The 18,498-nt window shown below is 44.0% G+C and carries 17 protein-coding genes; 10 read left to right on the top strand and 7 right to left on the bottom strand.

Translation table 11 applies throughout. From position 1 onward, the window contains the following. Positions 1–31 precede the first annotated feature (31 nt). The 6 genes from GF401_16580 to GF401_16605 all read left to right on the top strand — a co-directional run bounded on the left by GF401_16580 (position 32) and on the right by GF401_16605 (position 7,325). A complete protein-coding gene (locus GF401_16580; GenBank protein ID MBD3346673.1) occupies positions 32–1,570 on the top strand; it encodes a BON domain-containing protein in 1,539 nt (512 codons plus the stop codon). A gap of 194 nt (positions 1,571–1,764) precedes the next feature. Continuing rightward, positions 1,765–2,571 (top strand): potassium transporter TrkA, encoded by an 807-nt coding sequence (locus GF401_16585; GenBank protein ID MBD3346674.1) that lies wholly within the window; start codon positions 1,765–1,767, stop codon positions 2,569–2,571. Positions 2,572–2,748: 177 nt separating this feature from the next. Continuing rightward, on the top strand, positions 2,749–4,071 hold the full coding sequence (locus GF401_16590) for a response regulator (GenBank protein ID MBD3346675.1): 1,323 nt from the start codon (positions 2,749–2,751) through the stop codon (positions 4,069–4,071). 457 nt (positions 4,072–4,528) lie between these two features. Then, positions 4,529–4,906: a response regulator gene (locus tag GF401_16595; GenBank protein ID MBD3346676.1), complete on the top strand. Its 378-nt coding sequence runs from the start codon at positions 4,529–4,531 to the stop codon at positions 4,904–4,906. A 38-nt stretch (positions 4,907–4,944) separates the two neighbouring features. After that, a complete protein-coding gene (locus GF401_16600) occupies positions 4,945–6,588 on the top strand; it encodes a hypothetical protein (GenBank protein MBD3346677.1) in 1,644 nt (547 codons plus the stop codon). 341 nt (positions 6,589–6,929) lie between these two features. Continuing rightward, the gene (locus GF401_16605; GenBank protein ID MBD3346678.1) at positions 6,930–7,325 is read left to right on the top strand and encodes a response regulator; all 396 of its coding nucleotides are present in this window, start codon (positions 6,930–6,932) and stop codon (positions 7,323–7,325) included. An 80-nt stretch (positions 7,326–7,405) separates the two neighbouring features. Here GF401_16605 and GF401_16610 read toward each other — a convergent pair whose 3' ends face one another. Then, positions 7,406–9,052: a GAF domain-containing protein gene (locus tag GF401_16610; protein ID MBD3346679.1), complete on the bottom strand. Its 1,647-nt coding sequence runs from the start codon at positions 9,050–9,052 to the stop codon at positions 7,406–7,408. 221 nt (positions 9,053–9,273) lie between these two features. On the opposite strand from GF401_16610, the gene GF401_16615 reads away from it, so the two are divergent. Beyond that, positions 9,274–9,471, top strand: a complete 198-nt coding sequence (locus GF401_16615) for a PDZ domain-containing protein (protein ID MBD3346680.1) — start codon at positions 9,274–9,276, stop codon at positions 9,469–9,471. A gap of 291 nt (positions 9,472–9,762) precedes the next feature. Here the strand turns inward: GF401_16615 and GF401_16620 are convergent, their stop codons facing one another. Together GF401_16620 and GF401_16625 are read right to left on the bottom strand one after the other, a co-directional pair. Beyond that, positions 9,763–9,987 carry a DUF2934 domain-containing protein gene (locus GF401_16620; GenBank protein MBD3346681.1) on the bottom strand — a complete coding sequence of 75 codons (225 nt, stop codon included), beginning with the start codon at positions 9,985–9,987 and terminating at the stop codon, positions 9,763–9,765. A 37-nt stretch (positions 9,988–10,024) separates the two neighbouring features. Further along, complete coding sequence (locus GF401_16625) at positions 10,025–11,575, bottom strand: Do family serine endopeptidase (GenBank protein MBD3346682.1); 1,551 nt, start codon at positions 11,573–11,575, stop codon at positions 10,025–10,027. Positions 11,576–11,886: 311 nt separating this feature from the next. On the opposite strand from GF401_16625, the gene GF401_16630 reads away from it, so the two are divergent. The 3 genes from GF401_16630 to hflB are packed head-to-tail and all read left to right on the top strand — an operon-like array spanning position 11,887 to position 15,211. After that, a complete protein-coding gene (locus tag GF401_16630) occupies positions 11,887–12,294 on the top strand; it encodes a response regulator (GenBank protein ID MBD3346683.1) in 408 nt (135 codons plus the stop codon). Between the two features lie 14 nt (positions 12,295–12,308). Continuing rightward, positions 12,309–13,244 (top strand): hypothetical protein, encoded by a 936-nt coding sequence (locus GF401_16635; protein MBD3346684.1) that lies wholly within the window; start codon positions 12,309–12,311, stop codon positions 13,242–13,244. Next, positions 13,241–15,211: an ATP-dependent zinc metalloprotease FtsH gene (gene hflB, locus GF401_16640; GenBank protein ID MBD3346685.1), complete on the top strand. Its 1,971-nt coding sequence runs from the start codon at positions 13,241–13,243 to the stop codon at positions 15,209–15,211. The genes GF401_16635 and hflB overlap by 4 nt, the downstream gene beginning before the upstream one ends. Positions 15,212–15,223: 12 nt before the next feature. On the opposite strand, the gene GF401_16645 is transcribed toward hflB, so the two are convergent. The 4 genes from GF401_16645 to GF401_16660 form a co-directional block, all read right to left on the bottom strand. After that, entirely contained in the window at positions 15,224–16,216 is a 993-nt protein-coding gene (locus GF401_16645) for a sulfotransferase (protein MBD3346686.1), read from the bottom strand. A 248-nt stretch (positions 16,217–16,464) separates the two neighbouring features. Then, entirely contained in the window at positions 16,465–16,947 is a 483-nt protein-coding gene (locus GF401_16650; protein ID MBD3346687.1) for an NUDIX domain-containing protein, read from the bottom strand. An 81-nt stretch (positions 16,948–17,028) separates the two neighbouring features. Further along, positions 17,029–18,099, bottom strand: coding sequence for a tetratricopeptide repeat protein (locus GF401_16655; protein ID MBD3346688.1), 1,071 nt, complete (start codon positions 18,097–18,099; stop codon positions 17,029–17,031). Further along, positions 18,080–18,475 (bottom strand): hypothetical protein, encoded by a 396-nt coding sequence (locus GF401_16660; GenBank protein ID MBD3346689.1) that lies wholly within the window; start codon positions 18,473–18,475, stop codon positions 18,080–18,082. Before GF401_16660 ends, GF401_16655 begins: the two co-directional genes overlap by 20 nt. Positions 18,476–18,498 lie beyond the last annotated feature (23 nt).

Below are 18,498 nucleotides of genomic sequence, written 5' to 3' on the forward strand. Positions count from 1 at the left end.
CCTTTAACCTTCGTAGTGAAAGGAGACGCTTATGCGTTTGAATAAAAGCTTATCTTTGCTTTTTTTCTCATCTATAGGATCGTGCAGACTCACTCTCCATTTAACCGTACTGATCGGTATTATTACGGTCGCCTCTGCAGTACAGGCTGCACCGCAAAAAAAGGAGATTGAAGACAGCAAAATAACACAGGCAATTGAACAGGCATTGAGACGTGACGATGCGGTGTCATCACACCTGATCAGCGTGGTAACAACAGACGGCATTGTAACGCTTGATGGTTCTGTGAGCAATATTCTTGAAAAAAACCGTGCAGAAGCTATGGCAGGCACGTTCAAAGGAGTGAGAAGTATTGTTAACCGTATCGATGTGCTTCCGGTGATGAGGAGCGAAACGCAGATACGTACTGATGTTCTCAGCGCTCTTGCAGCCGATCCTGCTACCGAATCCTTCGAAATTGATGTTGATGTCGATGCCGGCACAATAACACTAAAGGGCAACGTTGATTCTTATGCAGAAAAATCTCTGGCATCAAAGGTCATTAAAGGTGTCAAAGGGGTTAAGAACATAGAAAACAAAATAGAGGTCGCCTTCAAGGATGGCAGATCGGACCATGAAATTCAAGAAGAAATCGAACGGCGCCTCGAATTCGATCCATATATTCCGGCATCACTGATAACGGTCGATGTTCTTGAGGGCGAAGTAACGTTAAAAGGAACCGTAGGAACGGCCAGGGTTAAAACACTGGCTTATAATAAGGCCTGGGTTGCTGGAGTGGAAGATGTCGATCACAGCAAGCTTTCCGTCGACTGGTGGGCTGCAGCAGAATTAAAACGGAAAGATCCTACTCCTGAAGTAACCGATAGTACGATTAAAGCTGCAGTTAAAGATGCTCTCCGGTATGATCCCCGGACAGCCTCCTTTAATATAAACGTGAAAGTTGATAATGGCACTGTTTATCTGAACGGGAAAGTAGAAAACTATGAAGCCAAACGGGCAGCGGAACAGAACGCCCGTAATACGGTTGGTGTTAATGAGGTCGACAATTATTTATTCGTCAAAGTTGTTTCTCCGACAGATAAAGAGGTTAAAAGTGAAGTCCTTGCGGCACTTGCCCGTGATCCGGTTCTCGAACGGCATGAAATCAGGCCGGTAGTGCGGAACAAAAAGGTATACCTTTACGGTGAAGTAGACAGCTATTATGAAAAAGTACATGCCGAAAATGTCGTTTCCCGCGTAAACGGTGTGGCTGCAATTCAAAATACGCTGAATGTTCCCAAGGGTTGGACATGGGAAAGCGATCAGGCTATCATGCAAAATATAAAAGATGAATTTTTCTGGAATGGAAACGTCGATCGAAAAGACATCGATGTCAGCGTAGAAGACGGCATAGCGACACTCAAAGGTAAGGTGGATAATTGGTCTGAATATCATGCGGCTATTACCAATGCCTTTGATGCCGGCGCTCGAACCGTAGAGAGTGAACTGGATATTGCCGGAAAAAATATAGTCGACAATTCGACCTTCTATTTCGACTATTATTACTATAATCCTGATATGGGAATGTACTAACCTGATATTCGGTACAATAGAGCCCCGGCAGGTGCGCATCGCCCCCGAGCGCACCTGCCGCATAATTCAATATATCCGACCGATTTTCCCACAAATGAAAAGGTGTTTTGCGTTTTTGCGAAAACATGGAACATATTATAATTGTCGGCAAGAAGTATAATAACCAAAATTATTAAATACCGCAGGGTGATACTATGCTTGCTATAGCTTCGTTACTCGTCATTCTGGCCTTATCCCTGCTGATAACCCGGGTTGCAACAAGTGCGTTATCACATACCGGTCTATCCAAGGAATCGGCCCGTTTTCAAGCGCGTTCTGCCTTTACCGGTGTTGGATTCACGACCAATGAGTCCGAAAGCGTCGTCAATCACCCGCTTCGGCGGCGCATACTCATGACCCTGATGCTTCTGGGCAATGCCGGAATTGTAACATCCGTATCTTCACTTATGCTGGGCTTGATCAAACCTCAGGGAGATGGCCTCGTTGTTCGTCTTCTTGTCCTGTTTGCCGGAATTGTGGCTTTAATGATAATTGCACGGAGCAAATGGATAGATAAGCACCTTTCGAGGGTTATCGACGCCGCCTTAAAACGCTACAGCAAAATGGACATCAAAGATTATGCAAGTATTTTGCACCTTGCATCAGGTTACACCATTTCAGAGCTTAAAATCGAGAAAAAGGACTGGCTTGCCAATCGTACGCTCGCAGAATCACAAATGAAAGATGAAGGCGTTAATGTATTGGGTATTCAACGCAAAAACGGTCCCTATATCGGTACCCTGGAAGCCGATACTCTTATCAAACCCGATGATACACTCATTCTTTATGGAAGACAGGGCTTGCTGAAAAATCTTGATAGACGAGGTAAAGGTATTCATGGTGATATCGAACACAATAAAGCGGTAGCCGACCAAAAAGCCGAAGCCGAAAAGGCACGGAGTGCCGATGAAACTAATTTACATAAGAAAAGTGACGATGAAAGCGCAAAGCAACAAATATAAAATGGCCTGATTTTTGCGTAATAATAATTTTGCTGCGCTGCTCGTCATGTTTTGCACAATGTTTCTTTATTGATTTATCTTATCTATACTATGTTTAAGACTTAAATACCGGCAATTCCGGCGATTCCATAGAAGCAGCAATACGATGAACCACTCTGGGAGGACTAATAATATTCTATGATACGCAAAAACCCTCGCCTGCTTATTGTTGAAGACGATGAATCTGCACAATTCGGCTATCAGCGTTACTTATCGAAGGTTGGCTATGAACCGCAGGCAGTTTCGACGCTTAAAGAAGCGAGAGATATTGTTGCTCAAAAAACATTTGATGCCATTTTACTCGACCTGAAGCTTCCCGACGGTAACGCGCTGCAGTGGATACCGCAGATCAAAAACACCTATCCGGGTGTTCCGGTTCTGGTGCTAACCGGGCTCGGTGATATTCCTACCGCGGTCCAGGCCACCAAAAGCGGGGCGGATTATTTTCTTACCAAACCTATCGATATGGATGAACTCAAGGCAAACATCACCAAAAGCCTTGAATATCATGCCTTGCGCAGAAAAAATCTCGTAAATCAACGTCTGAAACGAAAAAATGAGCCATTTTTCGGTAACAGTGACGCTGTTAGCAAGCTTCTCAGGTATGCGGAAGTTGCAGCGGCAAACGAAACGGTCATTCTGATTCAAGGAGAAACCGGTTCAGGAAAAGGTGTGCTTGCGCGCTGGATCCACGATTATGGTCAGCGGGAATCGGAAGCATTCGTTGAACTGAACTGTTCCAGCCTGAAAGGTGAATTGCTTCGAAGCGAGCTTTTCGGACATGTTAAAGGATCATTTACCTCTGCAATAAAAGACCGCGAGGGTCTTGTTGAAGTTGCTGACGGTGGTACGCTTTTTCTCGATGAAATCGGCGATATGGATATGGAAGTACAGGCTCAGTTGCTGAAGACAATCGAAGAAAGATCTTTCCGCCGAATTGGTGAGAATAAGCTACGCACCAGTGATTTCCGGCTTATCTGTGCCTCAAACAGAAACCTTCGTCAAAAAATAGAGGAAGGGGAATTTCGTAAGGATCTCTATTATCGGATATGCGTTTTCCCGATTTCGGTGCCCTCACTCAGCGAACGCAAAGAGGACATTCCCGGTTTGTCGGAGCACCTTCTGGCCGAATTCGGATATTCTCATTTACCCCTTGCGCCCGATGTAATCGAACTGCTGAAACGGTATTCCTGGCCGGGCAATGTGCGGGAACTCCGCAATATGCTCGAAAGGGCCATGCTGCTGGCGAGTGGTGAAAATATTGCCACCAGCCATTTTCCCGGCATGGACGCCAACGTACCTGTTGTGGAAAGTAATAATGAGAACCTGAGTCTTGATGATATTGTAAAACACCATGTGGTAAAGGTACTTCAGTCGTGCAATGGCGATAAAAACCAGGCGTGTAAAATCCTTGGTATTTCCTTATCTTCACTCTATCGCCGCTTAGGAAAGATCAATTAGAGCCGCATTAAAAAATGTGCCGGGCTTGTATATAATTAACCGGGCAGTTGTTTCTGCCTTGCAGGCTTCGGAGTTTGATCCCCCGTATTTAGCACATTTGCAAAATCACTTCGCATGTATGCAAAGAACGTGTACCGCAGAAGCGTTTATAGCAACATTTTCATTGGCATAATGTTAGCTATATTATAGAGATAGACAAAAATACGCAGGGCGTGTATTTTTTCCGATTCTCTTCGGGATTTCTATGGACAGTGTCCATTGATTGTTCCTGTCCTGAACTTCTAATCTCAACTTTCAGAGTTTGAAATTCAGGGGTGGAACCAAATCAAAGCAGACAGATCCCGAACAGACAATTGTTAATTGGTTTAGGATAGTTACAAAATCACTATACCGGTGTTATAGAGAACTTTATTGACAAAGGGATTTTGTTTTAGGTTATATACAAAGGATCGATTTCATGGCTCCAATAAAACGTATTTTAATTGCCGATGATGATGAGGCGTTACTTTTCGCTTTTCAACGATTATTCAGTGGAAGCGAATTTCGTATCGATGCGGCTGAATCGGTGGCTCATGCGCGAAAATTAATCGAAAAACATCCCTACGCACTGGTAATAAGCGATTTGCAGTTTGGTGATGAAGGTGGTGAAACGGGGGCTGATATTATTGCTTATGCGCTCCGTTTTAATCCTGATACAAAAACAATACTCTGGACCGCTTATGGTGATGCAACCATAAAAAAGAGCCTCAGTAATGTTAAACCAGACCGCGTACTCTCCAAACCGGTCCCATCGGAAATAATACGCGATATGATGAAAGAGATGGGGCTGCTGTAATCAGCTTCACATGAACCAGACAACTATGAAAATTCACAATGACAATCACCAGCGATACGCAAAGCAGAATTATTCGCAAGCAAGGGATTGCTATTGCCGGAGGTATTGCCTCGGGCAAATGCTGGCTCATATCCCGTCCGCTGCACCCGCTAAGTGAACGACGGACCGTTCCGCGGCGCTTTCATGAAAGGGAAGAGAGCAAGATCCGACACGCGCTTCAAATCATGAGCTTCGTAATGGAGCATGCTATTGAAGAAGTGCGCAAGCGAGCGAATAAGGAACATGTCCGCATGTTTGTGGTCCTTAAAGCAATGGTCCACGATCCCATGCTGTTAAAGTCCATTGTCGATGTTATCAGAAAGAAAAATTATTCAGCCTATGCGGCGGTGCAGGAAGTTTTTCGGGATTTCAGAAAACAGCTTCAGGACAGCAACCTGGCCCTTATTCGTGAACGGGCAAACGATCTGGTCGAGATTGAAGAAGGGCTTCTGGATGCACTGGTTAATCCGCTCTCACTTGTCAGAGACAATCATGACCGTCACGGCATTGCCGGCCGAATTGTTTTGACCCGTATCCTTACTCCCCGCTTTGTTCTTGAAATGAGGGGCAGAAATATCAGAGGGATAATCGCCCAGATCGGTGGCCCGACTTCTCATGCGGCAATACTGTGCAGAACACTCATGATCCCCTGTGTCAGCGGAATAGCAGGGGTATACATCAAAGATTTCGGGGCGATGCACTCAGCAATAAACGGCGCAACCGGAGAAACTCTTTTTTCCGAGCAGGGTAAAGATAATCTGACCGAATATTTTCACACCCGCTCCCGCATACATCACATCAGCCAGAAAAGACACTTGCCCGAAATTACACTGTACGCTAATCTGAATATCTCCGATCATGCTTCCCGGGCACTGGCTGCAGGTGCACAGGGTATCGGCCTCTACCGGACTGAACTGGAATTTCTGGCAGCGGGCAAACTGCTTTCATCACGACAGCAGGAAACATGCTACCGTAACGTAGTCATGACGATGATGGGCCTTCCGACAACAATCAGGGTCCTCGATGTACGTCGGGACAAGTTTCAACCTATTGTTGAACCTATGAAACGCCCCTTCCGGCTTGATCTTGAAGGCGCTGCATTTCTCCTTTCTCATCCGGGAATGCTGAGAGCACAGGCCAGAGCGATCGGCAAGGCAGCTCTTATCGGCCCGGTTCGTCTGCTCTACCCCCTTGTTGAAAATACTCAGCAATTCATCGAGCTCAAGACAATCGTCCATGAGATTATCGATGAGATTGCTCAACTGGAAATACCCGACGGCGTTATGTTCGAACTAGTGGGAGCCTGCCGGAAAGCACAGGATTTATTTACTGAAGCCGATTTCGGGAGCATCGGCACCAACGATCTGCTTCAGGATCTCTTCGGTACCGATAGAGAAACAGCAGTCAAAGCATTGAGCAGCAAACGACAGGTCCTGGAATTCCGCGACCTGATAGAACATGTCTCCAACGCAGCACAGAAAGCAGGGAAATCACTGACCGTGTGCGGTGAACTGGCTTCAGATCCCCGCTGGATCCGCCGGTTCGTCGATATGGGCATAACAAAATTCAGCGTAGATATCCATCAGATAAAAATTCTGAGACCCCTCCTACAACCAGCCCAGGAAAAAGTAACCGTCAAATAAAGCACCGATTTACACTTCTTTACCAATTATGAAATTTTGATTTGCAAACTTGCCAATTATACGACAATTCCCGGAGATAATAAAAAAATTGATAAAGTACCCCATCCCCGGTGTGTGCCATTAAATGATTGAATTACTTGGTTTTGCAAAACAACCCATCCCCTCTAAATGCACTACCATTACCGTCGTTTGCCTCATCAGGATTAATGGCACTGTATTTGCATAATATCCTGACTAAAGATCAGTATTAGAAAAGTATTTTCAGATTTTTATTATTTTATGGTGCTCAGAATTTATCCCATCGCACATCATGCATAGCTTTGAGAAGGAGGAATACGACGATGGCTCTCTCAAACGGATCAAAGCATTTATTGCTCGTTGATGACGAAGAAGCGATCATATTTGCTTTGACCAGAATTCTTGATCGTCCCGGAGTAAAAATCGATTCTGCAGGCAGTCTTCATGACGCCGAAAAGTTGCTGCATGAAAATGAATACGATGCTGTAATTGCAGATATGCGGCTTTCAGGTTCAGGTAATATGGAGGGATTCCAGGTGGTGGATTATACCAGAAAACATCAGGATAATTGTAAAATCCTTGTTATAACTGCCTATGGTGACAATAGTATTCGAGAGAAAGTTTTTAAACTCGGGGCAGATATTTATCTCGAAAAGCCGGTCTCCCCAAAAAAGATCAGTGATATTCTTGAATCGATAGGAGTTCTCGATAATGTCTAGGGGAGTGTTCTGCCAAACCGCCTGTTACTCACGAGCGATTTCAGACATTCAGCCGGACTTTAAATCCCTGCCTTTATGCGTTAGTCTTCATCCACAACAGGCAGGTAGACTTCGACTGTTGCACCGGGAGGGGGGATATTGTTGCAAGCAGAAACTGTGCCCCCATGGCTCTCAATAATGTATCGCACAATGCTGAGTCCAAGGCCGGTACCGCCTTTACGGGTAGTAAAGAAGGGCTCAAAAATCTGTGGAATATTCTCAGAATCAAATCCCGTGCCTTCATCGGAAACCATAAAGCAAACCATATCAGGCCAGCATTCTTCTACACTCAGGACTATTCGCCCACCGGAAGGAGAATGATTACAGGCGTTAGCAAACAGATTAATAAAGACCTGCTCCATTTTAACAGCATGTACCTTGATAATCTTGTCTTTTAATGAAGGGGATAGGTGAACCGAAATGGTATAATCCGGAAACTCATTACCTAAATTCCACGAATCGAGTGCATTATTTATCATCGATTTGATTGTCACAGAATGAAAATCGGACTTTTTAATGGAACGTCCAAGCATAAGCAAATCTTCCATAAGTGCTGAAAGTCTGCCTACCTGCGCCTGGATATGCTTTTTATAAGGGTCAATTTTTGGTTCGCTCCCAAGCTCTCTGAACAATGCCTCAGAAACAGCCATAATGCCGTTAAGTGGATTGCGAACTTCATGAGCCACGCCGGAAGTCAATTGTCCGAGTGTTTTGAATTCTTTTGCCTGCAGCAATTGCTCTTCGAGTCTCCGTCGAGTCAGTTCATGTGATATATATCGCGCAAATATCTGTATCAGATGTATTTCGTAGGCACTGAATTTTTGTTCTCTGTAATCCATAACACAAATCATACCCAGATCTTCAGATTTATGATTCGTAATGGGAATAGTTATAAAAGATTTAAATGGCTCACATTTAAAGCATTCGGCATTTTCAAATAGTTCATGAAGATTTCCACTAAATTGCCGAACCTGCTTGTTCTGGAGTGTCCGGCAGCATGTCGAGCACGGAACTGCAAGGTTGTCTTTGTGATATAAGCGATTCTTAAAAAATTGAGAAATCCTGCAAATAGTTCTTCCCTTTATTTCATATATAAGCGTATGTGGAACTTTGAGAACATGGGCAACGGTAACAGCCACCTGGTCAAATGATGTATCCATGGATGAATCGAATGCTGTTGCCATAGCATAAACCGCTTCCAGTGCCTGAGCGCGTTCGTCCAGTTTCCGTTCTGCAATAACCCTGTCTTTTATCTCCTGGGTAAGAATATTCTGTGTATCTTCAATCTCCACCGACTTATCCAGAACCATTTTTTTCAATAGATGCCCTGCGCGATGAAGTTCATCTTCCATTTCATGACGTTTGGTGATATCAATACCATAGAAATTAATGTAGGGACCATCGAGAACAGGTACTGCAGTGATATGAAACCAGCGGTTGCCCGTTCTGAATTCAAATGCAACATTTTCTCCGCTCTCCAGGGATTTTGTTGCAGCCCGGCGCCATTGATTTCCGACTCTAGCCCCATGCTTTCCCTTCCATTTTCTTATAAGCACTTCACTTGCCTGATTTGCATAGAGCAGCTTTCCCTCAGGGTTAATACGCATTACCGGATAGGGATTTTCTTCAGGAAATCGGGCAATTATCCGGGGCTCCTGATCTTTAGGATAAATCGTTTTCTCGACCATAGGCCAAAATTCCTGATTTTGAGAATTTATTTCCTGATTATGCAAAATTAAGGCACTCACAAAGATCTAATTTCGAATGTAAATGCATAGGCATATATATAATTTGGCATATTTGTTGCATTATTTTATTATGCGTTCCCACAATCATCATAAATCTTGATTCTGTAAACCGAATATTTTTCCTCGCCGGAAATGCGAGGTTTTGATACAGGCGGTGAGTTATGAGCGACATACACGAATTATTTCGCCAAAAGGGCCTCCAATCGGAAGACAGGATTGTTGCGATCAATGGAACGCCCATAAAAAATCGAATGGATCTGCGAAAAGCAATACACAGATTAAAGAACGAAAAACAAATGGGTATCGAGATTGAGCGGGAAGGACAGCGAATGTTATTTTCGGTTTTAATCAAAGAGTGAGATGATGGAAATATAAAGCTATTTTGAGGCATAAGATAAATAACTAATTTCTCATAAGCATGTAATAACGAGATGGGCATACTATTTCAATAAATTAAAATAAAATGAGATGCAAAAATGGGGCCAATAGATACTTTAACCCATTGCGCTCTAGTAATTTACCGTACAATTCATCCGGCGGTGGGGCGGCAAATAAATAAATAACCGAGATTGAATTTGTCCACTTGGTAAAATTTTTGAAAAGAGCGCACACAATGTTTTGAGTGTGCGCCTCCCTCGGGTTACAAATCTTCAGGGCTTCATTTTTGAAGGGGCTTTTTTCTTACGGGTTGATGTTTTTCTGGTTCCTTTGCTTTTACCCTCTTGTGAACCAACTATTTCCCCTTCAGCTTTCAGCCAGTCATCCATTGCATGTCCATCCTCACCTCCCCTTCCGAGGTAAATCTCAAAAGCACGTTGAGAAACCTTTTCTTTTGTTGCAGCTGCTGCCATACATGCCTTCCTTTCTATCTCCATCTTTGAGAATTATAGTTTATCGAAATTCCTGCATTAGTTACCGGACTTTAAAAGCTATGAACAATCTGCTGCCGTCTCGAACAATCGAGAACATTATTGCATCACCCTGCTCTGCTTTGGAAACAATTTTTGCATATTCTTTGCTGTTTGTAATCGTTTTCATTTTCTGATCCCGCAGCTTTACTGCATGAATAACATCACCAGGCTGGATTTTGCTATATGCTTCCGATGAAGACTGGACATTGAGGACGAGTACTCCCTTTACATCCTGTTTAATATTGTGCTTATTACGAAGCTCACTCGAAAGATCGGTTACGGAAATACCGAGTTTTTCTTTGCTTTCTTTCCCCCATTCAGAGGGCTGTTTTTTGCTTGAAGGACGGGCCTGTTTCAGCATCTCTTCATTCCGCTCGGTAATTGTAATGGTAATGGTTTTGCGCTTGCCTTCACGAATTATCTCAAAATCTACCTTTTCACCAGGTTCAAGTTGTGCAACCATGTTCCGTAATTCATTGGGTGTAGTCACCTCTTTATCATTGATTGCCACAACAATATCGCCACGTTCCATTCCTGCTTTATCGGCCGGCTGCCCCTCAAAAACATCTCCGATAAGTACACCATGTACATTTTTGATCCCCATCGCTTCACGACTGGCTTCATCAAGGGGCTGGATGGAAACGCCAATCCAGCCGCGAGTCACTTTTCCTTCATAAATCAGATCTTCGGCAACACGCCGGGCCATATTGATTGGTATGGCAAAGCCAATTCCCATGTATCCTCCGGAACGGGTAAAGATCATAGTATTAATGCCAACCACTTCACCCCGGATATTGACCATCGCTCCTCCCGAATTCCCCGGGTTAATAGCGGCATCGGTTTGTACATAATTTTCGTATCGCTCCGATCCACTCACCGAACGGCCGAGTGCCGAAACAATACCCGCAGTAACAGTCCATGATAAACTGAAAGGATTACCTATCGCAACAACCCAGTCACCGGGCCGCAACTCATCAGAATCACCCAGGTAAGCTGCCGGATAATCATCAATTTCTTTGTTTATCTTCAGCACGGCAACATCGGATAATGAATCGCTGCCGATAATTTCAGCATCAAAAGAACGCTTGTCATGAAAACGCACCTCAATTTCATCGGCTCCGGCAACAACGTGATAGTTAGTTAAGATATAACCGTCTTTGGATACTATCACTCCAGAACCCAGCCCTTTCCGGCGACGCTCACGCTTCTCGACATTTCCATTGTCCTGAAAGAACTCAAAGGGTTCCGGGGAGTCGAAAAACCGGTAAAAAGGATTTTTCCGAAATACAACCGTATCGATTTTCGTTGGGATGACCGATACCACTGAGGGGAGAACCGCCTCTGCAACATTAGAAAATATTGTACCGAATGCTTGAGCTTCACGAGCTAATTTGGGAATATCGGGTTTTTCTTTCGCGCCAAATTGTACACTCCCCTTTTTTGGAGAATTATTAGATTCTGCATATGAGCAAGTACAATCAAAAAGAAATATTGCTGCTAAAGACGCAACAATTACAAGAACACTGTAAACATGCATTTTCCTCGAAAACATTTAGCCGTGTCTCCTTTCAAAATCAAAATATTTAAATAGATTTTACGATTCCGTTCATTCAGAGTCTGGATGAAATGCAACATCTATGCCAACTATAATCACGTTCCAATATTCCTTTACCTTACAAGCAATAAGGAAGATCATGAATGCCCCGGCAATTTCCGGATACGCATAATTTTTTGCAAAAACGACAATCTTGCCGGGCCCACCAGGTCCCTGGAGGCTATGCCCTCCGGGATATGATAACTGGCATTCAATTTGCGTTTAAAATTTTGTAACTGCAATTCCCAAACAGAAATAAGGAGATTTGCATGAATCCATCCGACCGAATTATCATCGTCGAAGACGAAAAAGATATACGGGAACTTTTATTGACAGTTCTTGAGAATGATGGCTATAGTGAAATCGCGGTGTTCGAGAACCCCATAAAAGCGCTTCAGCATATTCATAATGGATGGGTTCCCGATTTGTTTATTACGAATTACAATCTCGAACAGATGAAAGGCGATAAAGTATTAGAGGCGGCGCGAAAAATTTATCCTGAATTACGCGGGCTTATCATAACCGGTGATCCGCTTTCGGTAAGTGAAGCAACGGGGGATTTCCTGATAATTGACAAGGGCGATCTCGAGTTTCTCGAAAAACTGTTACAGGCAATCAGATCGAACATTACCACACATGTGATGCAAGGTAAACCGGACGACCCTCGCGTATCATGAAAGGGCTTTAAATAATGGGCACAGAAACACTTTTTGGCGTTACCTTCGACACACGGCCCACGATGCTGGCAAGCTGGCCCGGTATGGGGAATGTCGGAATTATGTCGGTCGATTATGTACGTCGTATGCTTGGCGCACGACCCTTTGCAGCAATTGACATGAGTGAATTTTTCACGCCCGATAATATTATTGTTGAAGAAGGGGTGGCAAAGGTGCCCCAATTACCAAGCAGCGCATTTTATTATCACAAGAATCCGGATATCATATTCTTTGAAAGCGATACTCAAATCGGGGGTAAGGAAGGCATTACCATACTGCAGGCCGTGCTTGAAATAGCCCGTCAATTGAGGGTTGTCCGGATTATCACTGCTGCGGCACTGGCCGAACCGATCAGCCATACCGCACCGTCTCGTGTATATTGCGTGGGAAACAACAAGGAGATTCTTGAACAGATGGAAACTCTGGGCACGCAGCCACTTCACGAAGGAGCAATTTCCGGACAAAACGGCGTGCTCTTAAGTGTCGCCCAATCAAAACATATCGATGCAGCCTGTCTGCTCGGAACAATACCCTCCTATGCCGCCAATATCTCCTATCCCAAAGCTGCAATAGAGGTAATCAGTGTTATCAAAAATCTCCTGGGAATTACCCTCGACCTGATTGAACTGGAGTCGGCGGCATCAGAACTGGACGATCGCCTTGACGGTATAGAATCCAAAATCAGGGAACTCTTTCCGAATGCAATCAACGAAACAGAAGAGGGGAACGACAATGAAACCCCCACATACATCATGGAAAAAATCGAGCGGCTTTTTGAAGAGGCACACAAAGACCGTTCACGCATAAACGAATTGAAGCAGGAACTCGACCGGTGGGAGCTTTTTAAACATTATGAAGATCGGTTTCTTGACTTGTTCAAGCCTGAAAACGATGAAAAGGACGAACTATGAACAACAATCATAAAACCACAGGTACCCATTTAAAAAAAGATACCGATCGCAAATCCGAGAACCGGCAGCGAAAGCCTGCTCCCCCACCACCACGCTCACTGTGGCGCAATCCAATTTTCTGGATTCTTCTTATATGGGTTATATTCGCTATTGCAGGAAGTAATTTTTTCAGTAATCTAACCAGGGCCACCATCTCGTATTCGACGTTTAAAAGCCAGCTTAATCAGAATAATATCAAGAGTGTGGTGATTAAAGGCAGTGAAATACGGGGCGAATTTCGTAATGCCTATACTCCCGAAGAAAAGGCTCAGGGTGAAGCCACGCAGGAATATTCCAGCTTTATTACTACCCGTCCCCCCATAGATGACCCCGAGCTTATTACTTTGATGGAAAAAAACAATGTAGCGCTTGAAGCGGAAAGTCCGGATGGAGCCTGGTGGCCGTCATTGATGATAATTCTGTTGCCTTGGCTTCTGATTTTTTTCTATTTCATGTTTATCAGCCGGAATGTCCAAAAAAAGGGACAAAACATGTCGGGACTTGGGGGGATATTCGGTGTTGGTAAATCCCGTGCCCGTCGTTTTCGTGAATCAAAAACCCGCACCACGTATAATGATGTCGCCGGATTGGAAAATCCAAAACGGGACTTGCAGGAAATAGTTTCCTATCTTAAAGATCCCAAAAAGTTTACTTCTCTGGGCGCACAGATCCCTAAAGGGGTATTGCTGATGGGCCCTCCCGGTACGGGCAAGACACTGCTTGCCCGGGCAACCGCCGGTGAGGCCAATGTACCATTTTACAGTATCAGCGGTTCCGAATTCATTGAAATGTTTGTCGGCGTCGGTGCCTCACGGGTACGTGACATGTTTGCAAATGCTAAAAAGGAAGCTCCCTCGATCATTTTTATCGATGAAATCGATTCGGTGGGCCGCTCACGAGGCGCCGGCCTTGGAGGTGGCCATGACGAACGGGAGCAGACGCTTAACCAGATTCTCTCGGAAATGGACGGTTTTGAACCTCACGAATCGGTCATTGTGATTGCAGCCACAAATCGTCCCGATGTTTTAGATTCGGCATTGATCAGGCCCGGACGATTCGATCGCCAGATAACACTCGAATTGCCCCAGAAAAACGCCCGTAGGAACATACTTCAGCTCCATATGCGTCATGTACCTGCCGGCGAGGATGTTGACCTTGACATTACAGCCGCCAGAACCGTCGGTTTCTCTGGTGCAGACCTCCATAACCTGGTGAATGAAGCCGCTTTGCTTGCAGGACGAAAAGACAAGAAAAAAGTGACTGCTGAAGATTTCGATGAAGCGAGTGACAAGATCATCCTTGGCGCAGAACGGGAAGATGTCATTACCGAAGAAGAAAAGAAGGTTATCGCTTATCATGAAGCCGGCCATGCGTTAACCGCCAAGTTACTGCCCGGTACCGACCCGTTACAAAAGGTAACGATCATTCCCCGTGGAAGATCCCTGGGTGCGACACAGCAGATACCCGAAATAGACCGGCACAATTACAATCAGTCATACCTGCAGAACCGCATATGTGTTGCTCTTGGGGGGCGGACCTCCGAAAGACTTATATTTAATGAATTGACTACCGGTGCCGCACAAGACCTCAAGGCTGTCACCCAATTGGTTAGAAAGATGATTTGTCAATGGGGCATGAGTGATAAACTGGGACCTGTAACATATAATCTTGGTGAAGAGCACCTCTTTTTAGGTAGAGAACTCTCACAGAGTAAAAACTTCAGCGAAGATACGGCCAGGGCCATCGATGAAGAAGTCCGGCGTATAATCCACGATATGGAAGACAAAACAATGAATATCCTGAATAAAAACCGAGGGAAACTTGATGTCCTTGCAACCAGGCTGATGGAAAATGAAACCCTCTTTAAAGATGACATCGAACGCATACTGGCAGACGGGAAAGGTCAAGTACAACAGCATTCGGTTTAAATAAAAGTTCAGTTATGCCGCCACGCTCGGCAAAGGTTTGGATTCGTCTCCGTATTTTACGATTGTTGTGCGCTCCGAAGTTCCGTTCTCCTCTTTATCGTCAAGCCACCCTTTCAGATCTCTTCCGATAATCTTTGACAATTTCATTATATCTTCACGATAGTAATTTTGCAGCATGCGCCGTGTCTCTTCTTTCATTTCCATCGGCTCCAGATCACCTTCCCGCACACTTTCGATCACACTGAGAATGGTGGAATCGGATATCCCGCTCAAAGAAAGAAACTTGTAAAGCATGCCTTTAAAACCACTGGCTCTGAATATGAGCCGCCACAATGCACTTCGCATTCGTCCCGAAGCATTTACTTTGAGGGATATCTTCGGATAGAACGATTCCCGGACTTCGAGGAAAGAATAAATATTCTGCATACATGAAACGGCATTAAGGCGCAAATCGTCAAACAGTACTATTTTAACATTCGTGAACGACTGAAAATATGCCTGTACCTGTGATGCATAGAATCCGCATTGCAGATAATACCACAAATATTCCCAGTTTTTCATCATACGATCTGCTTCCGCCTCAAGCGCCTCTTCAAATGACAGTACTTCCCGTCCATCACGCACCATCATCTTATAGGCAGAAAAAGCCCGGTCTACAGGATTCCGTAAAACGATAATTATTTTTGGATCTCCAAGATAACTCTTTATCAGCGGTATGGCAGATTGGTAATAATAGAGGTTTTCGACACTCGCCTCACCAATTGCCTTTTCACGACGAACCCATCGAAAGAGTCGTTGATAGGAACTCATTGTCTTTACCGTAAAGTTTTCAACAAAATCGTCACCTGGTCCCCGGTAAGGGAACTTGATAAACTGTGAGGAAAAAAATTTCGGCTCTTTCATGGGGCTTAGATAAATCTGAGGATGCTGCTCCAGATAGGTAGCAATAGCCGTAGTGCCGGCCTTGGCTGCTCCCGCGATCAGAAAATTAGGTAACTTTTCCATAATATTTTTTACATTGAGAGCCAAAACAAACGTATACAACTGCTTATGTACTACAATATAACAAATTATGTGCCATATACCTCCGCTTTAAAAGTAGCATTTATTGTTAGAGCAATACATACAACAGCGGGTTAAATGAGAAAAACCGTCAGCTGCTTTGCCATTTTTAACAATTGAATTCTCGATATTGGAAAAAATCGGCAATGCCAAGCACGGTTATTAAACGGTAGGGAAGGTATGATTTGGCCTTATGCATTTTTACCCGAACCATCGTGGTTCAGGATCTCACATAATTGATCAATGAGCTGCCGCTGGCTTTTTAATATTTTTTTTCGAGCCGACTCGATGGTATACCAGGCAAACCGGTCCATCTCGGGAAATCGACGCATCTTACCCGATTTTGGTGGCCATTCAATTTCAAACGTATTGCTCGTCAGGTTTGACGGATTACAGTACCCCTCGAGCGCCCATATCTTGATCTTTTTGCCGCCCGATTGTTTTAATTCATTAAGCTCGATGAAATCACCTTCAGGCCGCATTCCGGTCTCTTCTTCAAATTCACGCTTTGCAGCAGTAAAAGGATCTTCACTTTCATCGTATTCACCCTTGAGTATCGACCATCCCCCATCATCCCTGTTCCTCCAGAAAGGACCGCCCATATGTCCCAGCAAAATATTCAATCGATCCTTTTCAAAATGATACATCATAATTCCTGCACTTTTTTTACTCATACACATCCTCTTTTCTCAAAATATCCTCTTAAAAGACGAAATGGCAGGATAGAGCTGCTGATCTGTTTTTCAACTGCCGGTTTAAGGGACAAACGTTGGTTGAGGACTTTTGAGCCGTGCAGCCAGTGCTTGTTTCTTTATCTCTTCAGCCTCGGAAAATTGTGGCTCAAGCCTTTTTTCTACTTTCGAGTCAAACTGGTAATGTTTCATGCGATTACATTCTGCAACACATTGGGTATATTGCTGCAGGCTAAAATGGATTTTAGCCAGCCATAAATGGCATCGCGATGCATTATAATGATTATCAAAGGATTCGGCTTCAACTCTTCCGAGAATGTATCTGAATGCCTTTTCGGCCTCTTTATATTGCCTGTTTCCATATAACGCTTTTGCCATACCCCAGTGGAACACCAGTGAATTTGGATATTTTTTCAGCATTTCATTAGCCACCTTGATGGCCTCCCGATATCGTTTCTCATTATTGAGAACCGCCACAAGGCTCTCGGTTGCGCTTAATCTGGTATATATTCCGTCTTTTTTAGCTTCATATAACATGGTAATGCCCGACTCCCTCTTATCGACAACGCCGGGCATCCACCACAATTTTTTAATCAGTGCGCTCCTCCAGTAATTATAGCTTCCAATCCCATAAGCAATATCTTTAATTTCCGGATGCTTCTTATGGAGATCTAAAAGCACCGAAACACCTTTCCAGCCATATCTGAATGCGGTTATCCATCGCTCAAATCTGCTTTCATAGGTTCCCTTGTACCCATCAGCCCCGCCAACAAAAAATTTTGCCCATACATTATCCCGATCTTTGGCAAGAATGGCCTCTCCCTTTTCGATTGCAAGATCGCAATACTGATAAAATTCATCTTCTCTCTTATCGGTTTCATAATACACCATCCACGAGTAGATCGCGGCAGCATAAAAGAAATAACCCGCAGGATGATCCGGAAATTTCTTAATAACTTTCCTGGCTTCCTGCTCTGCCCGGCTGAATTTCTCTTTATATATATAATCGATTGACGCTAAACAGGAATGGTGCATTTCTGAAGAAAGCAGTGCAACATCAGCGGAATGCACGCCAAATATAAGTACCGCAGCTAAAACAAGAAAATCAATTGATTTAATCCTTGGGAGATGCATCTTTTTCCGAAGAACTCTGGTCTGCAATTGTAGCCCACCTGTTATAATAACGATCCCACTTGCCCCATTCTCTGTGGTATCGATATTTTCTTCTGATTTTTTTAGGAACACCCTTTAAAAAATAAAAATCAACAACGGCTTTTCTGCTATATTTACTTTCAGTATACTTTTTATATTCGACAATTGAATAATAGGTTGAATCGAGAAGGCTTGAATCAGGAATTTCATGTGTTATGGTAGCCAGATCATCCTTAACAATCGTCTCGAGCTTCTCCTTAATTCCCCCCTCTGTTTCTACTATACAATTTATGAGAAACAATAACAAGGCTGGACCAACATAGAGCAGAATTCTTCTGATTTTAACGTGCTGTTTCATATTGCAAAACCCGAAATTATTCA

It is taken from the genome of Chitinivibrionales bacterium (genome assembly GCA_014728215.1).
In the GTDB taxonomy this organism is placed as follows: domain Bacteria; phylum Fibrobacterota; class Chitinivibrionia; order Chitinivibrionales; family WJKA01; genus WJKA01.

Excerpts from the sequence above, each read along its gene's own strand:
- GF401_16580 (MBD3346673.1), top strand. The coding sequence starts at position 32 with ATGCGTTTGAATAAAAGCTTATCTTTGCTTTTTTTCTCATCTATAGGA.
- GF401_16585 (MBD3346674.1), top strand. The coding sequence starts at position 1,765 with ATGCTTGCTATAGCTTCGTTACTCGTCATTCTGGCCTTATCCCTGCTG.
- GF401_16590 (MBD3346675.1), top strand. The coding sequence starts at position 2,749 with ATGATACGCAAAAACCCTCGCCTGCTTATTGTTGAAGACGATGAATCT.
- GF401_16595 (MBD3346676.1), top strand. The coding sequence starts at position 4,529 with ATGGCTCCAATAAAACGTATTTTAATTGCCGATGATGATGAGGCGTTA.
- GF401_16600 (MBD3346677.1), top strand. The coding sequence starts at position 4,945 with ATGACAATCACCAGCGATACGCAAAGCAGAATTATTCGCAAGCAAGGG.
- GF401_16605 (MBD3346678.1), top strand. The coding sequence starts at position 6,930 with ATGGCTCTCTCAAACGGATCAAAGCATTTATTGCTCGTTGATGACGAA.
- GF401_16610 (MBD3346679.1), bottom strand. The coding sequence starts at position 9,052 with ATGGTCGAGAAAACGATTTATCCTAAAGATCAGGAGCCCCGGATAATT.
- GF401_16615 (MBD3346680.1), top strand. The coding sequence starts at position 9,274 with ATGAGCGACATACACGAATTATTTCGCCAAAAGGGCCTCCAATCGGAA.
- GF401_16620 (MBD3346681.1), bottom strand. The coding sequence starts at position 9,987 with ATGGAGATAGAAAGGAAGGCATGTATGGCAGCAGCTGCAACAAAAGAA.
- GF401_16625 (MBD3346682.1), bottom strand. The coding sequence starts at position 11,575 with ATGTTTTCGAGGAAAATGCATGTTTACAGTGTTCTTGTAATTGTTGCG.
- GF401_16630 (MBD3346683.1), top strand. The coding sequence starts at position 11,887 with ATGAATCCATCCGACCGAATTATCATCGTCGAAGACGAAAAAGATATA.
- GF401_16635 (MBD3346684.1), top strand. The coding sequence starts at position 12,309 with ATGGGCACAGAAACACTTTTTGGCGTTACCTTCGACACACGGCCCACG.
- hflB (MBD3346685.1), top strand. The coding sequence starts at position 13,241 with ATGAACAACAATCATAAAACCACAGGTACCCATTTAAAAAAAGATACC.
- GF401_16645 (MBD3346686.1), bottom strand. The coding sequence starts at position 16,216 with ATGGAAAAGTTACCTAATTTTCTGATCGCGGGAGCAGCCAAGGCCGGC.
- GF401_16650 (MBD3346687.1), bottom strand. The coding sequence starts at position 16,947 with ATGAGTAAAAAAAGTGCAGGAATTATGATGTATCATTTTGAAAAGGAT.
- GF401_16655 (MBD3346688.1), bottom strand. The coding sequence starts at position 18,099 with ATGCATCTCCCAAGGATTAAATCAATTGATTTTCTTGTTTTAGCTGCG.
- GF401_16660 (MBD3346689.1), bottom strand. The coding sequence starts at position 18,475 with ATGAAACAGCACGTTAAAATCAGAAGAATTCTGCTCTATGTTGGTCCA.